At 56.6% G+C, this 21,983-nt stretch carries 23 protein-coding genes and 4 pseudogenes; 8 read left to right on the top strand and 19 right to left on the bottom strand.

Annotated features, from left to right (window positions below; genetic code table 11):
* Positions 1 to 10: 10 nt before the first annotated feature.
* The 3 genes from BM029_RS17115 to BM029_RS17125 form a co-directional block, all read right to left on the bottom strand.
* The gene (locus BM029_RS17115) at positions 11 to 1,732 is read right to left on the bottom strand and encodes a GMC family oxidoreductase (protein ID WP_170851117.1); all 1,722 of its coding nucleotides are present in this window, start codon (positions 1,730 to 1,732) and stop codon (positions 11 to 13) included.
* A gap of 210 nt (positions 1,733 to 1,942) precedes the next feature.
* Positions 1,943 to 2,950 carry a helix-turn-helix transcriptional regulator gene (locus tag BM029_RS17120; RefSeq protein ID WP_139217271.1) on the bottom strand — a complete coding sequence of 336 codons (1,008 nt, stop codon included), beginning with the start codon at positions 2,948 to 2,950 and terminating at the stop codon, positions 1,943 to 1,945.
* Between the two features lie 33 nt (positions 2,951 to 2,983).
* Positions 2,984 to 3,892, bottom strand: coding sequence for a LysR family transcriptional regulator (locus tag BM029_RS17125; protein WP_092438049.1), 909 nt, complete (start codon positions 3,890 to 3,892; stop codon positions 2,984 to 2,986).
* 126 nt (positions 3,893 to 4,018) lie between these two features.
* On the opposite strand from BM029_RS17125, the gene BM029_RS17130 reads away from it, so the two are divergent.
* The 5 genes from BM029_RS17130 to BM029_RS17150 all read left to right on the top strand — a co-directional run bounded on the left by BM029_RS17130 (position 4,019) and on the right by BM029_RS17150 (position 7,315).
* Positions 4,019 to 4,198 (top strand): tautomerase family protein, encoded by a 180-nt coding sequence (locus BM029_RS17130; protein WP_092438051.1) that lies wholly within the window; start codon positions 4,019 to 4,021, stop codon positions 4,196 to 4,198.
* Positions 4,191 to 4,550, top strand: coding sequence for a putative quinol monooxygenase (locus BM029_RS17135; RefSeq protein WP_092438053.1), 360 nt, complete (start codon positions 4,191 to 4,193; stop codon positions 4,548 to 4,550). The genes BM029_RS17130 and BM029_RS17135 overlap by 8 nt, the downstream gene beginning before the upstream one ends.
* Positions 4,551 to 4,987: 437 nt before the next feature.
* A complete protein-coding gene (locus BM029_RS17140; RefSeq protein ID WP_092438055.1) occupies positions 4,988 to 5,614 on the top strand; it encodes an NADPH-dependent F420 reductase in 627 nt (208 codons plus the stop codon).
* Between the two features lie 41 nt (positions 5,615 to 5,655).
* Positions 5,656 to 6,660 (top strand): alpha/beta fold hydrolase, encoded by a 1,005-nt coding sequence (locus BM029_RS17145; RefSeq protein WP_092438057.1) that lies wholly within the window; start codon positions 5,656 to 5,658, stop codon positions 6,658 to 6,660.
* Between the two features lie 43 nt (positions 6,661 to 6,703).
* On the top strand, positions 6,704 to 7,315 hold the full coding sequence (locus tag BM029_RS17150; protein WP_092438059.1) for a nitroreductase family protein: 612 nt from the start codon (positions 6,704 to 6,706) through the stop codon (positions 7,313 to 7,315).
* 214 nt (positions 7,316 to 7,529) lie between these two features.
* On the opposite strand, the gene BM029_RS26640 is transcribed toward BM029_RS17150, so the two are convergent.
* The 10 genes and pseudogenes from BM029_RS26640 to BM029_RS17200 all read right to left on the bottom strand — a co-directional run bounded on the left by BM029_RS26640 (position 7,530) and on the right by BM029_RS17200 (position 15,125).
* Complete coding sequence (locus BM029_RS26640; RefSeq protein WP_371329132.1) at positions 7,530 to 7,868, bottom strand: ABC-type transport auxiliary lipoprotein family protein; 339 nt, start codon at positions 7,866 to 7,868, stop codon at positions 7,530 to 7,532.
* A 270-nt stretch (positions 7,869 to 8,138) separates the two neighbouring features.
* Positions 8,139 to 9,105 (bottom strand): annotated as a pseudogene (locus BM029_RS26325) (intermembrane transport protein PqiB); the annotation flags it as partial.
* Positions 9,092 to 9,456 (bottom strand): annotated as a pseudogene (locus tag BM029_RS17165) (paraquat-inducible protein A); the annotation flags it as partial. The pseudogenes BM029_RS26325 and BM029_RS17165, both read right to left, overlap by 14 nt.
* Entirely contained in the window at positions 9,456 to 10,121 is a 666-nt protein-coding gene (locus BM029_RS17170; RefSeq protein WP_092438061.1) for a DUF3313 domain-containing protein, read from the bottom strand. The gene BM029_RS17170 and the pseudogene BM029_RS17165, both read right to left, overlap by 1 nt.
* A gap of 322 nt (positions 10,122 to 10,443) precedes the next feature.
* Positions 10,444 to 10,596 carry a hypothetical protein gene (locus BM029_RS25945; RefSeq protein WP_170851118.1) on the bottom strand — a complete coding sequence of 51 codons (153 nt, stop codon included), beginning with the start codon at positions 10,594 to 10,596 and terminating at the stop codon, positions 10,444 to 10,446.
* 68 nt (positions 10,597 to 10,664) lie between these two features.
* Positions 10,665 to 10,775: a MipA/OmpV family protein gene (locus BM029_RS26330; protein ID WP_244545103.1), complete on the bottom strand. Its 111-nt coding sequence runs from the start codon at positions 10,773 to 10,775 to the stop codon at positions 10,665 to 10,667.
* 14 nt (positions 10,776 to 10,789) lie between these two features.
* Positions 10,790 to 11,260: pseudogene (locus tag BM029_RS26645) on the bottom strand (MlaA family lipoprotein); the annotation flags it as partial.
* A 60-nt stretch (positions 11,261 to 11,320) separates the two neighbouring features.
* Positions 11,321 to 12,118, bottom strand: a complete 798-nt coding sequence (locus BM029_RS17180; protein ID WP_092438065.1) for a MipA/OmpV family protein — start codon at positions 12,116 to 12,118, stop codon at positions 11,321 to 11,323.
* Positions 12,119 to 13,071: 953 nt separating this feature from the next.
* Entirely contained in the window at positions 13,072 to 14,463 is a 1,392-nt protein-coding gene (locus BM029_RS17195; protein WP_092438071.1) for a sensor histidine kinase, read from the bottom strand.
* Positions 14,460 to 15,125 (bottom strand): response regulator transcription factor, encoded by a 666-nt coding sequence (locus BM029_RS17200; RefSeq protein ID WP_092438073.1) that lies wholly within the window; start codon positions 15,123 to 15,125, stop codon positions 14,460 to 14,462. Before BM029_RS17200 ends, BM029_RS17195 begins: the two co-directional genes overlap by 4 nt.
* A gap of 234 nt (positions 15,126 to 15,359) precedes the next feature.
* Between BM029_RS17200 and BM029_RS25950 the strand changes: the two genes are divergently transcribed.
* The 3 genes and pseudogenes from BM029_RS25950 to BM029_RS26340 form a co-directional block, all read left to right on the top strand.
* Positions 15,360 to 15,530: a disulfide oxidoreductase gene (locus tag BM029_RS25950; protein WP_170851114.1), complete on the top strand. Its 171-nt coding sequence runs from the start codon at positions 15,360 to 15,362 to the stop codon at positions 15,528 to 15,530.
* 226 nt (positions 15,531 to 15,756) lie between these two features.
* On the top strand, positions 15,757 to 16,005 hold the full coding sequence (locus tag BM029_RS17205; RefSeq protein ID WP_244545104.1) for an ATP-binding protein: 249 nt from the start codon (positions 15,757 to 15,759) through the stop codon (positions 16,003 to 16,005).
* Positions 16,006 to 16,083: 78 nt separating this feature from the next.
* Positions 16,084 to 16,419 (top strand): annotated as a pseudogene (locus BM029_RS26340) (response regulator transcription factor); the annotation flags it as partial.
* A gap of 108 nt (positions 16,420 to 16,527) precedes the next feature.
* Here the strand turns inward: BM029_RS26340 and dmpH are convergent.
* The 6 genes from dmpH to BM029_RS17240 form a co-directional block, all read right to left on the bottom strand.
* Positions 16,528 to 17,316, bottom strand: coding sequence for a 2-oxo-3-hexenedioate decarboxylase (dmpH, locus tag BM029_RS17215; protein ID WP_092438075.1), 789 nt, complete (start codon positions 17,314 to 17,316; stop codon positions 16,528 to 16,530).
* A complete protein-coding gene (gene dmpG, locus BM029_RS17220; RefSeq protein WP_092438077.1) occupies positions 17,313 to 18,368 on the bottom strand; it encodes a 4-hydroxy-2-oxovalerate aldolase in 1,056 nt (351 codons plus the stop codon). The genes dmpH and dmpG overlap by 4 nt, the downstream gene beginning before the upstream one ends.
* A 14-nt stretch (positions 18,369 to 18,382) precedes the next feature.
* Positions 18,383 to 19,294 (bottom strand): acetaldehyde dehydrogenase (acetylating), encoded by a 912-nt coding sequence (locus tag BM029_RS17225; RefSeq protein WP_092438079.1) that lies wholly within the window; start codon positions 19,292 to 19,294, stop codon positions 18,383 to 18,385.
* Positions 19,295 to 19,323: 29 nt separating this feature from the next.
* Positions 19,324 to 20,109: a 2-oxopent-4-enoate hydratase gene (gene dmpE, locus BM029_RS17230; protein WP_092438081.1), complete on the bottom strand. Its 786-nt coding sequence runs from the start codon at positions 20,107 to 20,109 to the stop codon at positions 19,324 to 19,326.
* 42 nt (positions 20,110 to 20,151) lie between these two features.
* Entirely contained in the window at positions 20,152 to 20,367 is a 216-nt protein-coding gene (locus tag BM029_RS17235; protein ID WP_092438083.1) for a tautomerase family protein, read from the bottom strand.
* A gap of 64 nt (positions 20,368 to 20,431) precedes the next feature.
* Positions 20,432 to 21,691 (bottom strand): MFS transporter, encoded by a 1,260-nt coding sequence (locus BM029_RS17240; protein WP_244545105.1) that lies wholly within the window; start codon positions 21,689 to 21,691, stop codon positions 20,432 to 20,434.
* Between the last annotated feature and the right edge of the window lie 292 nt (positions 21,692 to 21,983).

The raw sequence follows: 21,983 nt of genomic DNA on the forward strand, positions 1-21,983 counted from the left end.
TGATTGGTGGTCAGGCTTCGGCCTTGAGGATTTCGGCCATGCGTTCGCCGATCAGCACGCACGTCGCCATCGTGGCGACGGAAACGATGCGCGGCATGATGGAACTGTCCGCGATGCGCAACCGCTTGATGCCGTTAACACGCAGCTTGTTGTCGACGACCGCTCGGTCGTCCTGGCCCATGCGGCAGGTGCCGCTTTCGTGGAAGTAGGTAGTTGCGCCATCGCGGATGAAGTCCGTCATGGCCTTGCCGGAGAGCTTATTGCCCGGCGCCACCTCGCGTTTGGACAATTGGCGGAGTGGACCGGCATTGCCAATTTCGCGGCACATTTCAATGCCGACGGCCAACGCCTTCACATCGTCCTCGTGACTGAGGAAATTGGCATGCACCACAGGCCGGTCTGTCGACTTGGCGGAACGTAGCGCGATGTGACCTCGGCTTTGTGGCTGGACCAATCCTGCGCACAGTGCCCAACTGTTGGCTGGGGGACTGTAAGCTTTCGCCACCACCTCGCTGGCATATGGCAATTCGATCTGAACCAGATTGAGATCCGGCGGACCTTGCCTGTCGCGACTACTATGCATGAAGCCGGAGGCCTCGGTGCCACTGTTGCGCAAATCGCCCGGCAAATTGGACTCCCACAGACAGGCACCATGCAGGATGTGATCCTGGAAATTCTTGCCGACCTCCGGTGCATGCATGACGGTCTTGATGTCGTGACGCTTCAGTTCCCGTTCATCGCCTATCCCACTCAACATCAGCAGCTTGGGCGTATTGATTGCTCCTGTCGCCAGTATCACCTCACGATTTGCCTTCACTCTCAGCGGCTTGCCGTCCCTGATGAGTTCCACGCCGACGACTTCATTACCGGACAAACGGAGCCGGTCGACATGGGTGTTGACCAGCAGTGTGACATTTTTTTGGCCAAGGACCGGATACAGATAAGCTTGCGCCATGCTATGGCGCCGGCCATCCTTGATAATCTGATTCATCAGCGCAAAACCGGCATCGCGCTCCTCGCGCAGCCCATTCAGATCATCGAACACCGGCAGATCGAGCGACGCGCAGGCCGCCAACATGGCGGGAGCGATCGGCGCGGGATCATGTGCAGGCTGGCACCACACCGGCCCGCCCTGGCCACGATAGCGCGCATCCGGCTTGCCGCGCCAGTTTTCCACGCGGCGATAGATGGACAGTGCATGCTCATAGCTCCAGTCCTGGTCGCCGGTTACCGCCACCCAGTGATCGAGGTCCTTCTTGAAGGGGCGCGCCCAGATGGTCGCATTGATGCTGCTACCACCGCCCACCACACGTCCCATGTGCTCGGGAATCGCCCGATTGTTGACATAGACCGAGCGCTCGGCCACATCGCCCCAATCGCGTGACGTACCAAGATTCGTGAACCAGACGCCCGGATTGGCTACCGCTGGCGCACTATCCCAATCGCCGGCCTCGACCAACAGTATGCTGACGCTTGGGTCGGCCGCCAGGCGATTCACGATAGCGCACCCGGCGCTGCCCGAGCCGCAAACGATATAGTCGTAAGCAGCCAGCGGCAGTTTTCCACGTTCGCTCTGATTGGCCCTGATCGCATCCAGGTTGTCTGCCAGTGCAGGCACGCCGGCGCCAAACAAACCGGCCGCACCCATGAAACGGATAAAGTCGCGCCGGTTGATGCGCCCTCTGAGCAAAGACGCTTCCAGCGAAGCTTGCAGTTGATCCTTGATAGACATAGTCTCCTCCTGTCTGGTGAAAGTGCCGTCCATCAGACAGGGATCTGCCTGGGAGCACTTCGGATCGGACAACGCTGCCCTCTGAAGGGGCAAATGGCTGCGTCCAATCCGAACCACAGATTAAGGGGAGCAAGAAATCACGTCTTACGGAAAGTAGCCAGCGCTGACGGATAATTGCCAGAATTTCAGGGTCTAGCGCCGACGCTCATGTCAAAACAGCGCCCTGGCTCGCTGGCGCGTCTCGGAAGGCGTTTGTCCGAACGTCTCGCGGTACTTCCGGTTGAATTCACCAAGGTGGCGAAAACCCCAGTGAAAGGCAATCTCGGCGATGGTCTTTTCTACCGATGTCATGTGTGACAGCTCTGCCTTGACTCGTTCCAGCCGCAAGCCCTGGAGGTATTGCATGGGCGTGGTATCGCATGCCTGATTGAACGCGCGCGCCAGCGATCTGATGCTGCATGCCGCCGCACCGGCGATGTCGCTGAGCCGGATGTCCTCTCCCAGATGGTGATGGATGTAATCCACTGCCAAGCGGAACTGTCTCGGCGAGACAGTGGCGTCCCGTCTCGCCGAGTCTGCCAGGTAGTTGCTCGGTTGGACACTGAGCAATGTCAGCATCAGCAGTTCCTCCATGCGCGTCATTTCCATGCTCGACGGACGCTGTTCGGAAGCGTTGAGAGTGGCGACTACAAAACGCAGCAACGAGACCCATCTGTAGCAGGCGCCGGGCAGCGACATCAGGCGATCAAACCGCAGCGGCCCGCCAGGCGCATGATGCTGCATCTTGCAGCGAAGCTCTTCCAAACGATGATGATCGAATCGCAGTTTCAGCACTTCAGTATCGGCGTCATACAAAAAGGTCGGGCTGTGTTCCTCCTGCGAGATGAAGGTGGTCCCCGGGCGAATCCCCCAACGACCGTCAGCGACCGCCAGTCCCGCCCTACCAGCGATTGCCGTGGTTACAAGCACCGCACCTGCCAGCCCTTTCGGCACAATGTCCACCGTTCTGCCGAATTTGTACGTGGAAATGGCGACATTCCCAAACATGGTGGCCCGGACATGCACCGGTTCCTCCCGCAAGGCCCTGCCGCATTGCGGGTGCGCGATGAAGGCACCCTGTAGCCTTTCAATAATGGGACTGGCTTCGTATAGATCGTGAGTTGTAACTTTCGTAAATCGTTCGGAGAGTCTCAGACCAGCTTCGCTATCATCAATCACGGTGTCTTCCCCCAATGAAATCCTCTATTGTTTTTAATTTAACCGTCCCTGCCGTGCCAGCTCCATCAAGCGGTCAACCACATGACGCACCTTGGGACGAAGGTGGGCAGTACGCGGCCAGACGGCATGCACGTCGATTTCATGCGCCGTGTAGGTATCCAGCACGGTGACCAGCCGCCTGGATTCTATGTACTGTCGAAACAAAGCAATCGGCATCTGGCAGAGTCCCATCCCGGCCAGCGCTGCATCCACCATTGCCTCGCCGTCACCGATCTGGTACGTGGGTGGCGGCGCGAAACGCGTAGCCTTACCATCCTCGGTGATATGCCACGACAGCGGACGGCCCCGCCGATAACCGACTATACACCGGTGCGCCGCGATGTCGGCCAGAGTGCGCGGCTTGCCAGTCTTACGCAGGTAAGCAGGCGTTGCACAAATGACCCAGCGATGGCTGGTCAGCTTGCGCGCCACCAAGTCGCTAGAATCTTCGATCGTGCCAAAGCGTATCGACAGGTCGACACCCTCCTCCACCAGATCGATAACATGGTCCGTAAACGTCAGCGTCAGCTGCAAAGCCGGATATGCTTTGCCTATATCCAGCAGAATCGGCAACATCACTTTGCGGCCAAAGGCGGCTGGCATGTCGATTCGCAGCCGGCCAGCAGGTTCCATCAGGCGAGTACCTAGGTTGCCCTCTGCCTCAGAAATCCCTTCCAACGCCCGCGCGCAGACCGTAAAGTAGGCCTCGCCATCCGCAGTCAACGCCAGTCGCCGCGTAGTGCGGTGAAACAGCTTGACGCCGAGCCGCTCTTCCAGCCGCGACACCGCCTTGCCAACGGCGGACTTGGAAACTCCGAGCAGCTCGCCCGCCTGGGTAAAGCTTGATGCGCGGGCTACCGCAACGAACGTGGCGATGCCGCTGAGGGACTCTATCGCAACCATACTAGCTCCAAGTGTAGAAACGAACGTCAATTGTAGACAAAAAGTTGACGCTATTGCGAGTTGTAGCCCGTTTATTCGCGAGCCGCGACACATTAAGCTACAGACTTTACTTATTTGGAGAATATTATGCCTGTCGTACGAGTTACCTGGTTTGAAGGTAAAGATGCGAAAGCAAAACAAGCCGTAGCGGCAGAGATCACCGAAAGTATCGTCAAGAACACGGGGACTGATCCGAGCTACATTTACGTTGTGTTTGAAGACGTCAAACCGTCCGATTGGGCCGGTGCCGGGAAGCTATATGGATAACGATCTCTTTTGGCTATTCACGCTGAACGTCAAGCCCGGAAAATTCGACGAATTCAAACGCCTGGTGTCGGATGTTGTCGCAGCTACTCGCAAAGAGCCCGGTACGTTGGCATACCAGTATGCCGCCAATGAGGATCAGACCATCGTGCACATCTACGAGCGCTATCGGGATTCCGAGGCGTTCGTGACTCACGTCGAGCAGGCCTTTGCCGAGTACGCGGAGCGTTTCCTTTCATTGGTATCTGTCGAGTCTCTCATTGTCTATGGCGTGCCGAACGCCCAAGCTCGCAAGGCATTGGACACATTCAATGCTACTTACATGACCTTGTTCGACGGTTTCTCGCGCGCCTAGAAGGCATGACGCAGTCCGGTCAACGCATGGATGCCGAACGTGACCAGCGCGTTGATGCTCAGGCGGCTGTGCGGCGTGGCCTTGGAATCCTCCGCCGGCCTTCGGCCGACTCAACCTCGGCCAAGATGACCTTAACATTTTCGCAATATCTGGCGCCAATTCGGTGAGATGTTGACAGCGGGTGGTGCGGTTCAGCAAGCGGATGCCGAGGTGCTGCTCAAGCGTTTACACGTATTTTCGACCAGTTGGGGCGACACACGAAACACCCCTGCAGCCGCAGAAAACGACCCCAGTTCCACGGCCTTGGCGAACACGGCCATGCTTAATAATCGATCCATTGGAAACACTCCATTTCAAGTGATTAATTTGAAACGATATTTATCAATAATTGTTGCCAAATTATAGTGGAGTTCGTCAAGCAACAAAGGAGAAACATCATGAAAGTAGCCGCTATCGGAACCGGAAATATGGGTGCGGGCTTCGCACAATTGCTGGCAGGCGCCAACCACGAAGTTACCATCGGCAGCCGCGATCCGGCCAAAGCAGCCGAGCTGGTGGAGAGGGTCGGCAAGAACGTAGTCGGCGGTGGCATTGCTGCCGCAGTCAAACCGGCCGACGTAATCATCCTCGCCCTGCCTTATGGCGTGATCAGCGACGCCCTAAAGGATGCCGGCGACCTGACCGGCAAGGTGCTGGTAGACATCAGCAACCCTGTGACGGCAGACTTCAAAGGCCTGGTCGTCGGCCACACAAATTCGGCAGCCGAGGAGATCCAGGTGCTGGCGCCAACGGCCAAGGTCGTTAAGGGTTTCAATACGATCTTCGCGCAACTGCTGTCGCACGAGACACGCAACGGCAAGACGCTGCAAGTGTTCCTGGCCGCGGACGACAGTACCGCAAAAGACACAGTCACGACGCTGGCGAAGTCACTCGCGTTCGAACCAGTCGATGCCGGCCCGCTGAGCAATAGCCGCTTTATCGAGCCGATCGGCGAAATGAATATCCATTTCGGCTTCTTCCTTGGCTGGAGTCCGACCGGCGCCCCTTCCTGGGTACGGGTGTAAGACCTAGTTCCGCCCGCCTTCAACGCTAGAAAGAAACCGTCATGCGACATATCCTTCGCCAGGCCGCCAGTGGCCTGGTCCTGCTCCTATCCTGCGCTATCACTACGGCGGCGCCCGCGCTAACTGTACTCGGCAAGGATTTTACTTTTCCCAACAAGATCGAAGGACTGCCGTCCAAGCTATCGGATTTCAAGGACTTACAGATCAATCACTTCACCACCAGCGATGGCGTCAAGCTCGCTTACTGGGAAGCCGGCAAAGGGAAGCCACTCGTATTTATTCCTGGTTGGTCGGCGAACGGCGCCGAATTCTTCAACGTCATGTACCTGCTCAGCAAGCACTATCACGTCTATGTGCTCGATCCTCGCAATCAGGGTCTTTCGCAACACGTCGAATACGGCACCCGCATTTCGCGCTTCGCTACGGACCTGAAGGAGCTCAATGACCATCTGGATTTCAAGAAAGCCGACTATTGCGGCTGGTCCATGGGTGCGTCGGTTCTGTGGAGTTATATCGACCAGTATGGCACCAAGAGCATCAACAAAGTGGCATTCATCGATGAGCCGCCATCAATCTACAGTCACGCCGACTGGACTGAAAAAGAACGTCTTGACGCCGGCGCCATTACCAGCGACGCCGAGCGCATGATCGACTCGTTCACCTCGGGGAAAACGCCGAACTCCATGATCGTCAATAGCCAGGCAATGAAGCGCGCGATGCTGATGGACTCGCCCTATTTTCAGAATTCAGAATCGTTTGCGCAAGCCTTTGTTATGAACAATATCGACGATCTGAAACGGGTGATGTTCGATCATGTCACCAATGACTGGCGCGACGTCATCAGCAAGCGCATCGATGTGCCAACGGCGATCTTCACCGGGGTCTATAGCGACTCGCTGCAGGGACAACGCTGGATACATTCGGTGATCCCGAACAGCGAGTTGCATGTCTACACGGAGGAAGAGCAAGGCGATCACTTCCTCGCCTTCAAGAACCCGGTCAAATTCACGGCCGAGTTGGACGCTTTCCTAAAGAAGCCCGACTAATAAACATTCGTAGCTAACCTTTTTTCACCAACATGGAGTTCCAATGTCCATTTCAGAGTTAATCAAAGCCCGCACTTCCGCCAGCAGCTACGATCCATCCCGCCAACTTTCGGAGGCGGAAATTAACGAGTTGATCGAGTTAGCCACGCAGGCGCCATCCGCCTTCAATTTGCAAAACTGGAAATTTATCGCTATCCGCAGCGCAGAAGCCAAAGCGAGCTTGCTGCCGCTGGCTTTCGGTCAACAAAAAATCGTAGATGCAGCGGTGACGTTCATTATCTGCGGTACCCTCGAACCGCACGCGACGCTGCCCGCCGCATTGAAGCCAACCCGCGACGCCGGCATCATCGACGAAGCGATCTATAACGGCTGGATAGGCGCAGCGCAAAATATGTATGGAGAGAATCCCACGTTCCAGCGCGATGAAGCGATACGCTCCGGCGCATTGGCTGCGATGACGCTAATGCTGGCGGCGCAAGACAAAGGGCTGGTATCCTGTCCGATGATCGGATTCAATCCCGCCGGTGTGGCGGAAGCGTTTGCGCTGCAAGCCACCGATGTACCGGTCATGATGGTGACCGTTGGCTATCCAGGCTCGTCCAACTGGCCGAAGAAGCCCCGCAAGCAAATCAGCGAAGTTCTGACTTTCGCTTGATTCAATTTTTAATCAGCCGTCCCGGTGCGGGCCGGGTATCCACCAGATGGCGCACCTTGGTCCTTAGGTGCGCCGTCCGCGGCCAAACCAGGCGCGGCCGCCTCATGAGTAGTGGGGGCGTCCTACGTCGACGGGTCTCGATGTGTCTGCGAAAAGACACCAGCGGCATCTTGTACAGGCCGATATCCTCATCCTTGTACGCAAGACCACCATCTCAGTGACGCGCCAAGGAATTCCCCGTTTCTGAGGGAGTAAGCGATATTTGTTGTAGCGTGTGTATTGCCCTTGCTATATCGTCGGCGGCGTTGATGACAATGCGCTGATAGGCAGCCACCGCACTATCTACTCCGCTCGGCGTCGGCAACTCCATCTGCGTGCGGCCTGACGTCACTTTGCGGTCTGGCAATCGCAGCACCGTCCAGTTGATGTTGGCGTCAGCGCTGCCGCCGAGTTCGGCATTCATACACACCACTTCGGGGGTAACGCGGTACAACGGCGTCCCGCGGGACGTGTCCTGATGGAAGATGTCGACGGCACCCAGATTGGCTTGCAGCCGTTGTCAAAACGCGTCGCGCAATTCATCGGAAAGCGGTGCTTCCCAGCGATCCAGCTCCATCAGCTTGAGCCCGCCCCCCCTTGTCCAGCAATAAATTGCTGCGATTGAGACCTTCTGGTACGCGAACGGGCGGTACTTCGATCAATACCGGATCTTTGCTCCGAATGACGGTTGACGCGGTGGCAGCATCAATGGTGGAACCCCGTGCAAGTGTGTAATAACGCGGCTCGGGTGATGCGCATCCAGCCAATATGGCCGCAATGAGTATCAGTCGCGCAGACGGCAGACAGAGTGGGAGAACTGCTCATGGTTTCTCCGAATCCGTCTTTCGCGCACCAAAGCTTCGGGATGGCGTTCCAGATAATCAGTCAAGCCGCGCAGGGAGGCGGCGCTACGCGTCAGCTCCTGCATCATGCGGCGCGTATCTTGCTGCAGTGGTGCATTTGGAGCAAGCGTGTCGTTAGCCGCCTGCAGAGGCTGGTGTGCGTCCTGCAGCGCGGTTGCAAATTGCGGTACGACATCGCCGTTGACCCGGCTCATTAGCTTGTCGGCGTTATTCAACATCTTGTCTAGCGCCGCCATCGAGCTGCGCAGATCCAGGCCAATCTGCTCGAACGGCACCTTGTCGATTTTACTAACGATATTGCTTAGCTTGGTCTGCAGCTCGTCAAGCGTACCTGGCGTGGTGGCCAGTTCGGTCATGGTGCCGTCGACGTTGATTTTGACCGGCGCCGTCTTGGGAAATAAATCAAACGCCACGTAGAGCTGGCCGGTCAACAGGTTGCCCGTGCGCAAATGCGCGCGCATGCCGCATTTGTTCATGGTTTCGGCGACAACGCGTGCTTGCTGTTTATATTCGAGGTCGCTTGGCATGAAGCCCATGCGGGATGGATAAAGTCCACTACTACGGGGAAACGGAAGGTCTTCTTGTCGCGCTGGTATTCGATCTCGATCGAGCGCACCTGGCCCACCACGATGCCGCGAAAATCTAGCCGCGCACGGACTGGTCAAAATTCAGCACGGCAAGCGCAAGTTTCAGTTCTTCAGGAGCTTTCATCGCCTCGGCCTGGTCGCTGGCGAGCACGAATTGAGTGCTCTCGTTGGCCGTCGCGGCAACCTAGGAATCATCAGGGGCCTGGAACGCCACGCCGCCGAGCAGCACGGTGGCGAGCGCCTGCGTATTGACCTTGAGTCCACCGGCGTCGAATTTGAGGTCTATACCGCTGGCGTGCCATCAGTACCAGCAGGTAGAGCATCATCAGCATCTCTGCCAGCGGAAACAAGATGGTAGTCGCAAACACCAGCAAAGCCACCAGCACCCTGTGATCGGCATACAGTGCCTCTACCGCTCCCCATAACGTGGTCTGCATGCGGATACCCTTGAGCTCCATCTCGACTATGGGGAACACGTTGGACAGCAAAAACAGGATGAGCGCGGTCACCACTAAAGGCAGTAGGCGATGATAGACGCGCGCTCGCCTTCTGCAAGGCTGGCGCGCTGGTACACCGCATCGCAGCATTCGCAGGCGATCAGGTGTTGACGGTCAGCACCTGAAGTCGACGCTGCAACGTCCTGGTTTGGCATCATTTCAGCTGGTCAGCCAGCGCATCCGCACCTTTTTCGATGCCGGCTTTCGAAGCCGCTAATGATCCCATGCTGGCCCCCAAGCTCCAAGGACGAGGATATTGCTTCGTAACGAAGGCGCTGAGCAGGCGGTCGCTAGTCACATCGTAGACTTCGACCGCGTAGATGACAGAGCCTGTCAGCGTTCCCTCCCGGTCACGTGCATTTTGCACTCCGTTGTAGATACCGGCAAAGATGTCAAATCGTGACAGTGTCGCCAGAACCGGGGTATTGGTCTCGGCGCCGGTCAGCGTCAGTTTCAGGCGCAGAGTGTTTGGAGCCGGGTTGCGGGTGAGCGTGAAGCGGGGCGCCAGCTTTTCAGTGAACTTGGTCTGCATGTAACTAGCAAGAGCATCCTTGTCTTTGTCCGTCATGTCCCCGAATTGCTGATCCGCCCCCCGGTAAACCACGACCGGATCAATGATGATCGCGTTGTATTTCCGCCATTCCACAGAGGTCGAATAGCTATACGGAACACGTCCGGTATCGTTGTTCTGATTGGGCATCAGCTTCGATGACGACGAGATTCCCGAGTACGAATTCGGTTGCGTGGTGCTACAAGCTGTAAGTGCTATGCAGGACACTGCAATTGTTGCCAGCCGACTCGCCTTGACGGATATGTACATTTCAATTCCTTTTCAGATTTTTCCAGAGGACGATTGCCGTCACCTGGTGTTGGTATGAATAATTGCAGTAATGATTTACTCGATTACACCCAAAAGAATGACTTTATGCATTGGGAGAGCTGAGTTTTTTCGGCTATGGAGGAGAAGGCGCGTTATTTTTTCATAGACTTCCTCATGGTTAAAAATCGATAGCGTGGAACAGCAATCTCGTTTATGCCCTAAAGATTTTCTTGGGCTTAGCGAGGACGCGCGAGAATAAGCAGTTGTCCTCGCTGTCAAGAGATGGGGATGAACAATACTGCACCGGTTCCGGAGTGATCCATTAGTAGGCCACCTCCACCCGCCGGATCACGACTTTGTCGACGGCATTGTTAAAACCATACATCCGGCGGCTATAGCCATCCCATAGATCGTTGACGCCCGTTTTATCAAGCAGCCACAGGCGCCGCGTCGGACTTGACGGGACGGCTTGCACACGCGCTGGCGCCGAGGACGATCACGACCAGAGCGAATAAACGGAAAGACTTCATGACGGGCTTCCGGTTAGAAACGATAGAGATAGCCGAGGCTTATGCCGGTCTGGCCAGATTGATCGACCAGCGGACTGTCTTTGATGGCACTCCCGAAGCGGGTGGAGTGCGCATCAACAAACACGGTATCGGGTTGGGAACGACCTTGTCGTAGACCACGGCCACGGGCCGAAAAACGAACCGGTCGAGCACGTTGTTGAAGCTGTGCATTTTGCGATTGAATCCTTCCCAAGGATCGGGCACGGGCGGCCGCGAATAAAGAACTTCGACACCCTGTTCCGCCTGTGTGGCCAACCCGGACATGTTGCCGCTAGACGCCGGCCCTTGGACGGATGTGTCAGCAAGAGAAACATTCGAGTCGACGACTGCCCCGTCCATCGCGTTGCTTCGCGCAATGGACGTGGGGGCCGAAGCGTCGCTCTCTTGCTGTGGCAGTGGCGCGACGGACATCGGTGGCTGTGCCACGTCGGACGGAGAAGCGACAGGCGTCCCTGAGCGGGATTGCGCACAGGTCAGCGTAGCCGCGGGCTGATGTCTGGCGGCATTGCTGGCGCGTGCGTTGGTGCCAAGCACGATTGCAGCGAGAACAACGGATTGGATAGTTTTCATTCTGGCATCTCCTACGCCATAGGCACCCAGTACCTATGGCGGATTGGATTGATAGCAACGTCAGAAGCGATAGACGTAACCGAGTGCTAGCGAGGTCTGGTTGGCCTTGTCGACCAACGGACTATCCTTGACGGTGCTGCCGAAGCGCGTGGCCCCGACATCGAGGAACATCGTGTGGTGGCGTGCCAGTGTGTAATCCATGCGCAGGCCGATCTGCAGGTTCGTGGTGGCCTTACCATCATAGAAGGCACGGCCGGTCTGAGCTTCCGACTGCCTCACGCCGTAGTAATAGTCGACGTATTTGTCGTCGACCCATTCCGCGGCAAGACGTGGCGTGAAGCCGAACTTACCGGCGGCGAAACGCCTATCAATTTGTACCTTGGCGCGCATGCCCTTGCTGTTGCCCATCGCATCGGAAAGTACTTCGCCGGAGATGTTCGCGAAATCCGTCTTCCAAATGACCGCACCGCCAGCCCAAATGCTAGACTTGCGTTTATCCATGCCGACCAGAGCCGGGGAATCACTCGCTTCGTAGCCATCACCGGCCCAGCGTGCGCGCAGACGGAACGAAAAAGAGTCGTTCGAGTACAGCTTGACGTCGAAGGTCGGGATTGAGGCGCTAATCCATTTGTTCTCGTACGACGCGACAGGCAGGGGTTGGACCTCGCGATTGAAGTCGCGGTATGCTTTGTCGATGACCGCGGCGCCGAAGCCCAGTGACCATTGGCCGCTGCCGTCCTTAGTATCGGTGGTCTGCGAAAATGCCGGAGGTGTCCACGCTGCAGAAATCATCAGGGCAGCGATGATGCCCAGCTTAGCGGGAGCCCGAGAATGACGAGGGAGTGTATGTTGAGACATGAATTGGTCCTTTCTGTGACACATTGGGGGGGAAATCGTTGTTGCGCAGCCAGGCTGCTTCGCCGCCATGATCGGCTTAATAAAACAGGCGACAATCAAAGAGGCGAGCACGGCGATGACAGCCGTCCAGCGACGTGCACTGACGGTACGCGCTTTGCCGCAGTGGCACCGGGCAAGGGGTGGGCATCACACACGCGAGCGATCGTATGGACGATACTTGGGCTAAGGTCCAGAAAGGGCTCAACCAACGTATCAATCGTGGGATCGTTCAGTTGACGCCATAAATCCTCGTCCGCCTGCGTTGCTATTGCCGCCTCGGCAGCGGGCATCTTCAAAACCTCGGGAACTTCCGGGCTAGCCGGCGGGTAGGTCTCCTGTGTGGCGCAGCCTGTCTGCGCGACCAGCAACATTGTGACCATGCCATCCGCTCTGCGGCGCTGTAGCTTGCCCGCGCCAGTCAGTACCGCCTGAGCATGGCGATACCGCGACCCGGCGATAGTCATATCCAGACGGTATGACCGTGATGCGGCGCCCTCACGCCATGGCTTGACGCTCCGAAGGCAGATCAGGGGCAGCGGTTTGCCTAGGTTTGGTTCGCGATCCAGCATTACACATTCCATTCTCGCGGTGCGTCGAAACAACACACCTGTGAGACCGGATACTGCCCAAGCGGATTTAGCAGATTTTTAGAATTTTTAAGATTTCTTTAAGGAATCAACTGCAGTACGAAAAAATAACAATTGCAGGAAGTTTGAGCCTCGATAGCGCCTTTGGCCGCCAGCAAGATGAACGGAACCGATGAAGCACAGGATGCAAAAGCGAATACGAGCGCAACGCTACCGGTTGACGCACCGGACACATTCTCCGCGGCGGAAGTCGGAAATGCTATCTGGGACAGGTATTCAAACTCCGTGCTGGTCCCTTCGCCCGTCCAATAACGATATGCGGCTGGATCAGTCCTGCCGCCCAAGGAAAGCAACGCCAGGGAACACGACACGCACTAGGAGTCCTCGCCCGTCGAGTCCGGCGTCAGTCTCGACGGTGGCGTTGTGCGACTCGGCAATGCCCGCGACCAATGACAGGCCTATGCCACTGCCTCGAACTGGTGTACCCGCAACCCGATGAAAGCGCTCGAAGATGGCCTCGCGCTCCGCGGCCGGAACGCCCGGGCCGTCGTCGACAACTTCCAGATAGACCGAGGACACCGCCTTGGCTTGCGAATGGGACTCATAGCCGCAGCGCACAAGCACGCTCCCGCCTTCCGTGGTGAATCGCATCGCGTTGTGCATCAGGTTGCGCAGCAAAATGCCGATTTCGTCGATGTCGCATTGGATCGTGCAGGGAAGCACATCCAGAAACAGTGATCGCTGGTTTTGGCTGGCGTACACCTCGAACTCCTGCGTGACGTGCTGCACGAGCTTGCTCAGGTCAGCCTGCGTGCGCAGGGGTGCCTTGGCGCCGGCATTAATGCGCGCCAGATCGAGCAATTGTTCGGACAGTCTGGTAACGCGCATGGCCACCACAAGCAGCTTCTTGAGGGCGACCTCCATGTCTTGGGGATTTGTCGCGCGCAGGGCAATCTCGGCCTGAGCCTGCAAAGCCGACAGCGGCGTGCGCAGTTCATGGGCCGCATCGCCTATGAATCGGCGCTCGCCTTCGATGGCTTCGTCTAGCTGTCTCAGCACGTGGTTAAACGAGTCGACCAGCGGATGCAACTCCCGCGGCAGTCGATCCAGCGGCAAGGCAGTGAAATCGAAGCTGCGTCGATGGCGCATGGCCGAACCAAGGGCGCGCACGGGCCTGAGGGCGCTGAGGGTCACGAACCACATGACGAAGCCTGCGATCACAAGTAGCGTGGTCGCTAGGATGAGCGCATGCGCCGTTTCGTGGCGCATGTCCGCATCCACGACGCTTTGAAGATTGCCGACCTGGACGGTTACCCGCCGTGTACTGTCCGAGACGGAGTAGACACGCCACTTTTCCCCTTCAACGAGGGTCGAGGCTGAGCCCTCGGCGAAGTCCGGTTGGAGCGGAGACTCAGGCGCACCAGGCGTGCGGGCGATCAGTCTACTGCGATCGATCCATATCTGAAAGGCCAGCGGCGCGCGCTCGGCACCTGGCGAGTCGCGAAGCTGCAGGCCTGGTCCCGCTCGTCCGTCGAAATGGCTGCCGGCTGGAATTGTGACCAGAAGCTGGGTAGCGATGGCCGCGAGCTTCTCGTCCCAGGTGCTGGTGCGGTTAAGCGAGAACTGAGTGAGAACGATCGCTAGCACGACCGTCCAACAGAGGGCGATAACCCCAATAATCACAAGGATCAACTGCGCGTTGAAGGATCGCGACTTCATGCGGTCGGTTGCCCGATGACGTAGCCGAGCCCGTGAACGGTCCGGATCAGATCGTCACCCAGTTTGCGGCGTAGTTGATGGATGAAGACGGCAATGGTGTTGCTCTCCACGTTGCTGACCGTGCCATAGACGATGTCGTGCAAGTGGTCACGCGTGACCACATGGCCAGGGCGCTCCACCAGCGCCAGTAGCGTGCGGTATTCATGGGCGCTAAGGACGACCTCGACGTTCGCCTTCGTGACGACGCGACGACTGCGGTCAATCCGGACATCCCCGCGAGTGAACATCGGAACGACACGTCCCTGGCTGCGGCGTATTAGCGAGCGCACGCGCGCCCAAAGTTCGTCGAACTGAAACGGCTTGACCAGGTAGTCGTCAGCTCCCGCATCCAAGCCGGAAATCCGATCACTTAGTTGCCCTCGCGCCGTCAGGATCAGCACTGGAGTGGTGTCATAGCGATTTCGCATGGAGCGCAATACCGTAAATCCCGAGTCCCCGGGAAGGCCAATGTCGAGCAGCACCGCCGCGTAGGTGTGATCGAGCAGAGCAGCGCGCGCGGCTTGCGCATCGTATACGTGATCGATGTTCCATCCACTTTGGCAAGCGCCGTCGCAAATAGTCTCACTTAGCATTTGGTCATCTTCTACAAGCAGGAGGTTCATGAAACTTCAATCCCTATTAGTGTGCCGATCTTTGCCATAAATAATAAATTAACCGTTTTAGTTTTTTATTAAGAGCGTGCCGGCCGCAAAGTTTCAGCCCCCAAAAGCATCCACACTCACCCTGGCCCGCCCCAGCCACAGCGTAGCACGTCAACTTTCACGTTAGCCCCCGCCGCCAGCATCACAGGTAAATGCGCTTGATTGGTGAAGGGCATCGCGATGGGTGCTGAGTGATTGAGTTCCAGGGATGACGCTTACGCACTCTACACTACCCCTTACGATCCGATCATGGGTCTGTCGATACCGCAATGGTCGCTGCTGTGGTCTGCGGTGCTGGTCGTGATTCTGGTAGCCACGCTGTTCAAGCGCAATAGGGGCGATTTAGCAAGCAAAGGCACAATCTAATGATTGGAAGAGATTAGACAGCCGTCTTATGTTGATAGGGGAAATCGGGATGCAGGGATAACGCACCTGCCGAGTCAGGTGGTTGGGATGATCGGCAATGCAAAGTTGATCGGTTTCCCCGATATTTACGCGTCGGTTTTGCAATTATGTGCACACTGTGCCGGCACTGGAATGGCTGGTGGAAGAATTCAACCGCGAACACTCTGGCATCCGATGCATGTTGTAAGTGGTTGAAGAAGATATTCATCTGGATGACAAACGCGCTACCGAAATTTTCCGGATTACACAGGAATCGCTGACCAATATCAGCCGTCATGCGGACGCAACTGAAATCCGGATCGCATTGGAGCGAAAAGAAAGCCGTTACCTGCTGGAGGTGCGTGATAATGGCAGGGGATTCGACCCGTCATTGCGCAAAAAAACAATCTTTCGGCTTGATCGGCGTCCACGAACGGGGGCTGGCGCTAAGCGGTGAAGTTGAAATTTCCAGCATGCCGGATCAAGGAACAATAATCAGGGTAGGTATTCCCATTCACAATGAATTGAGAAATTCATGATACGAGTACTGGTTGCCGATGATCACGCGATTATGCGTGAAGGGTTAAAGCAATTGTTTGCCCTAGGCAAAGAGGTGGAGGTCGCGGGAGAAGCCGGCAACGGCGGACAAGTACTCGAAGCCTTGCACACGGGTGGCATAGATCTGGTCTTGCTCGACATGTCCATGCCGGGCGTCAGCTGCGTCAACCTTATCCAGCGCATCCGCGCCCATGAATCCTACCCACCAATTCTGGTGCTCAGCATGCACAATGAATTGCCGATTGCTCGGCGGGCCCTGAACGCAGGCGCCTCCGGTTACCTAACCAAGGATAAAAAACCGGAAACGCTGATGAACGCGATCCGCAAAGTAGTTGCGGGAGGACGTTTCATCGCCCCTGAACTGGCAGAGCAGATGGTGTTCGAATCCAGCAGTGCCGATCAGCGCCCTTATAAACACTGCTTACACGAAGCGTGCGCTGACACCGCCCAGGCTTTGCACCTGCAACAAAATACTGTCGCCTGCCTGTACCGGAATCGCTTCGGTGATGCCGCCCGAGAGGATGATCGAGCCAGCCGGTATTTCCTCACCGCTGGCAGCCAAATGGTTGGCCAGCATCGCCACGGCGGTTGCCGGATGGCCGACTACCGCCGCACCGGCGCCGACCATCTCGACCCGGCCATTCTTTTCCATCACCACGCCCAAAGTAGCTAAGTCAAGATCCTTGACCGAGGTGGCCTTGCCGCCGACGATGAAGCGAGTGGCCGAGGTGTTATCGGCGATGACGCTGATCAGGTCGAACTTGAAGTCGCGGTAGCGCGAATCGATCACTTCAATCGCCGGCATCACGAAATCGGTGGCGGCCAGCACATTGCCGATATGACAGCCGGGGCCGCGTAACGGTGCCTTTAGGAAGAAGGCGATTTCCGGCTCGATCTTGGGATGAATCAAATCTGACATCTTGATCTCGCTGGCGTCCTGCACCACGTAGGAATCGGTCATAAAGCCGTAGATCGGCGTCTCCACACCCATTTGCCGCATCTTCGCGTACGAGGTCAGACCGCATTTCAGGCCAACGATTTTTTCGCCGCGTGCCAGCTTGCGGTCCTTGATCTTGTTTTGGATCGCATAGGCGTCTTCGATGTCCATGTCCGGATAGCGGTCGGTAATTTTCACGACTTCGCGCCGTTCCAGATGCGCTGATTCAAGGTACTCCGCCAGTTCGGCGATTTGGCTGGCAGTCAGTTTCATACCGTTTCCTTTACACGCGCGCTTGCAGCGTCTTGTTTGTTCCGCGCTAGTTCGAGCGCCAGATCTTCAATCATGTCTTCCTGACCGCCGACGGTCTTGCGCTTACCGAGTTCGACCAGGATGTCGCGCGCGGCGATGCCATACTTTGCTTCGGCGCGTTTGGCGAATAGCAGGAAGGATGAATACACACCCGCATAGCCAAGTGCTAGCGAATCGCGGTCGACCCGCACGATATGCTCCATCATCGGATACACCAAATCTTCGGCTACGTCAGACAGCTTGAAGACGTCAACCCCCGTGACGATCCCCATGCGGTCGCATACCGCATTGAACACTTCAAGGGGCGTGTTGCCAGCACCGGCGCCAAGGCCGGCAGCGGAGCCGTCGATGCGGTTGGCACCGGCTTCGATTGCTGTCAGCGAGTTGGCGATCGCCATGCCGAGGTTGTGGTGACCATGAAAGCCCAGTTCTGTTTCCGGCTTGAGTGCCTGGCGCACCGCATCAATGCGCACCCGCACGTCGTCGGGCAGCATGTACCCTGCCGAGTCAGTGATGTAGATGCAGTTGGCGCCATACGACTCCATCAGCAGCGCCTGTTTGACCAGGCTTGTGACATCGAGCATGTGCGCCATCATCAGGAAGCCGACCGTGTCCATGCCGAGTTTGCGGCCGTAAACAATATGCTGTTCGGAAACGTCCGCTTCGCTGCAATGGGTGGCGACGCGGATGGTACTCACGCCGCAGTCGTATGCCAGTTGCAGATGCCTGACGGTGCCGATGCCGGGCAACAGCAGCGCCGAGACCTTGGCTTGCTTTAATTGCGGAATCACGGTGCGCAGGTATTGTTCATCGGTATGCGCGGCAAAGCCGTAGTTGACCGATGCGCCGCCGAGGCCGTCGCCGTGAGTTATCTCGATCAGCGGCACGCCTGCTGCATCCAGTCCCTTGGCGACCGCGACCATTTGATCCAGCGAAATCTGATGGCGTTTCGGATGCATGCCGTCGCGCAACGACATGTCGTGGAGGGTAATACGTTTTCCCTGCGAATTCATGATTGGTTCTCCTTTTATGCGGGCACAGTTGCCAGCGACAATTTACCGGTCAGCATTTCCTGTGCAAACATTTCGGCGGTGCGAGCGGCGGCGGCGGTCATGATGTCGAGGTTGCCAGCATACTTTGGCAGGAAATCACCGAGTCCTTCGACTTCCATGAAAATCGATATGCGCTTGCCATCGAAAACAGGACCGTTTTTCAGCTTGTAGCCGGGCACGTATTTTTGCACTTCAGCCAGCATGCGGTGTACCGATTCTGTGATCGCTTGCTGATCGGGTTCGTCTTCGGTCAGGCAGTGGATGGTGTCGCGCATGATCAGCGGCGGCTCGGCTGGATTGATAATGATGATCGCCTTTCCTTCTTTGGCGCCGCCGACCTGCTCCACCGCTTTGGCAGTGGTCTGGGTGAATTCATCAATGTTTTTGCGGGTGCCCGGGCCGACCGAGCGCGACGACACGGTGGCGACGATTTCACCGTAAACCACCGGCTGCACCCGCGATACCGCATACACCATCGGGATGGTCGCCTGGCCGCCGCAAGTGACCATGTTGACGTTCATTTCACGCTTGCCTACCTGTTCCGGCAGATTTACCGGGGGCACGCAAAAAGGCCCGATTGCCGCTGGCGTCAGGTCAATCATTAGTACCCCGAGTTCATTGAGCTTACGCGAATTTTCTGCGTGCACATAGGCAGAGGTCGCATCGAATGCGATGCGGATATCGTCAGCCTTCACATGCGGCAGCAAGCCATCGACACCATCGGCGGTGACTTTCAGTCCCATGTCGCGCGCACGCGCCAGCCCTTCTGAATTAGGGTCAATGCCGACCATCCAGACCGGCTTCAGATAGGGACTGCGGCTCAGTTTATACAATAGATCGGTGCCAATATTGCCGGGGCCGATCAGTGCGCATTTTATTTTTTCCATAATTGCATCCTTCAAATCGTTGGTCAGAGTTAATTGAAACGCACCGCGACAGAACCGATGCCGCCAATGGTTACTCGCATCTGGTCGCCAGCCTGCACCGGCACCAGCGCGCTCAGGGCCCCGGACAGGATTACTTCGCCAGCTTTCAATCCCAAACCGAGGCGGCCCAGCGTATTGGCCAGCCACGCCACTGCGGTAAGTGGCGAGCCGAGCGCTGCAGCACCGGCACCGGTGCCGACGATCACACCATTTTTTTCCACTACCATGCCGCAATGGACAAAGTCGACTTGATTGGGATCGACCGGGGTGTTGCCAAGTACAAAAGCAGCCGATGAGGCATTGTCGGCAACCGTGTCCTGAATCCGAATCTTCCAATCACGAATGCGTGAGTCAACGATTTCAAAACACGGCACCACATAGGCAGTAGCAGCCAGCACATCCAGGTTGGTGATGCCAGGTCCGGCTAGATCTCGCTTAAGGATGAAGGCGATTTCTCCCTCTGCGCGCGGCGCGATCATGGCCGATGCCGGGACAGTGGCACCACTGTCGTAGGCCATCGCCGAGGTCAGATGACCAAAGTCGGGCTGGTCGACGCCGAGCATGGTTTGCACGGCGACCGAGGTCAGGCCGATTTTCTTGCCCACCACGCGCTCGCCCATTGCCAGGCGGCGGCCGATCATATGCAACTGGATCTGGTAGGCATCCTCGAGGCTCAGTTCCGGGAAGCGCTCGGTGAGTGGTGCCACCGGCAGACGCTTGATCAAGGCTTCATATAACTCGTCGCCGAGGGTGACAGACATGTTTGGATTGTTCATGAGTCGTTTCTCGAAATGGTTGCAATAAAAATCATAGACAGCTTATTCCTTAGACAATTGGGGGTTGGGCGCTGCCGAATCACTCTTGAGCGCGTCGCCGACCGCGAAACGGGAAGGCGGCACTTCGCAGAGCATGACGCGCACGGATGCCAGGGGTGCGCCCAGCGTGCTGGACACCGTGCGTGCGACCTCCTTGATGCAACGCTCCACGGCTTCATTGGGCCTTCCTTCTACCAGTGTAATTTGAACGATCGGCATGGCGATTCCTTTCACGATTAACAATTAGACATATAGGCGATGACGGACAGGCAGGCGACGGTCATTACTCTAGTTCCTGGCCTTTGGTTTCAGGCAAGAAAAAGAACACCAGAATCGCGGCTAGCAAGAAAAATGCGGAGGTCATTCCAAGTGCGCTGCCAACGCCGTAATTTCCCGACAAGAAGCCGACCATCATGGGCGCCAGCGCACTCGCGGCGCGGCCCGTGTTGTATATGAAGCCCTGCGCCGTAGCGCGGATCGATGTCGGGAACAATTCGGCGAAGGTGGGCGCAAAACCGCTATAGAAACCCGTGCCGAAAAAGGCAACGACCGGCCCTAACCCCAGCAGCATCAACGGTGATTTCACCATGGTATAGAGCGGCACCAGGATGGCTGCGCAAATAAAGAACAGGATGAAGGCTTTTTTGCGGCCCGCAAGATCTGCCACATAGCCAAAGGCAACAAAGCCGATGGCAGCGCCCACTTGCATGACGACTACCCAAGTGGTTGATTTTATTAGGCTGAAACCGGCCCCGCCTTCGCTCACAGGCGTGCCCAGATAGGTTGGAATCCAAGTGAACAAACCCCAGTAGCCACACATGGCGGCGGCGGTGAAGGCTAGCCCGATGATCGTATTTCTGCGATGGATGCCAAACAATGCGCCTACGGTTTCGCTAAAAGAAAGGCGTTTCTTTTGATTTTTCCAGATTTCTGGTTCCGATACATGACGACGTATCCATAGGCCAAACAGGGCGGGAATCAGGCCGACTGCAAACACCCAGCGCCATCCGAGCAACGGCAGCACGATTGCGGCAACGATCGCAGCCAATGCATAACCGGACGCAAAGGCACTCTGGACCCAGGCCATGACTTTGCCGCGATGCTGTGCTGGCCACGTTTCGGTAATTAAGGCTGCGCCAGCCGACCATTCACCCCCGACGCCCAAACCGACCAAGACGCGAAACGCGATCAACTGCGTGAGCGACTCGGAAAAACCACACAGTGCTGTACCGACCGAGTAACAGATAATGCTCAGCACCATCGATTTGGCGCGGCCTATGCGGTCGGCCAGAAAGCCAAAAACCAGACCACCGAAGGCACTCGCTATCAGCGTAGCGGAAGCCACCATGCCCGCCATTCCTTTATTGAAGCCAAGATCCCTCCCAACATACGCAATGATCATCGCAAACAACATCAAATCCATGATGTCGAGCATCCAGCCTATATAACACGACCAGAAGGACTTCCATTGTTCCTTGGAAGCCCCTCGATGCCATGGGGTGGACTTTGCTTGCTGCATTATTTGAATAGATTGATTCACCATTAGTCTCTTTCTGAATTTCACATCTTTGATATTGGGATCGAATATCGATGTTGTTCGGTTATTTTAGTATCGATATAGAAGACACCCGTATCGATTACATTTGCCACTGTCGCAGTCTATTCAATTTTTTTTCAGTTTGCAAACAATTTGTATCTATAATAGATACACTTGTCTTTTTCATCGATACAACATTAAAATGAGCATCGTCGCCAAAACGCAGGGCTCAGACAGTCTCATCAATACAGTTGGACTTGCCGGCGAAGCGACTAAAGCGGTCGCATTCTCAATCTTG

Origin of the sequence: Collimonas sp. OK607, assembly GCF_900111995.1 — a bacterium.
Classification (GTDB): Bacteria; Pseudomonadota; Gammaproteobacteria; order Burkholderiales; family Burkholderiaceae_D; genus Collimonas.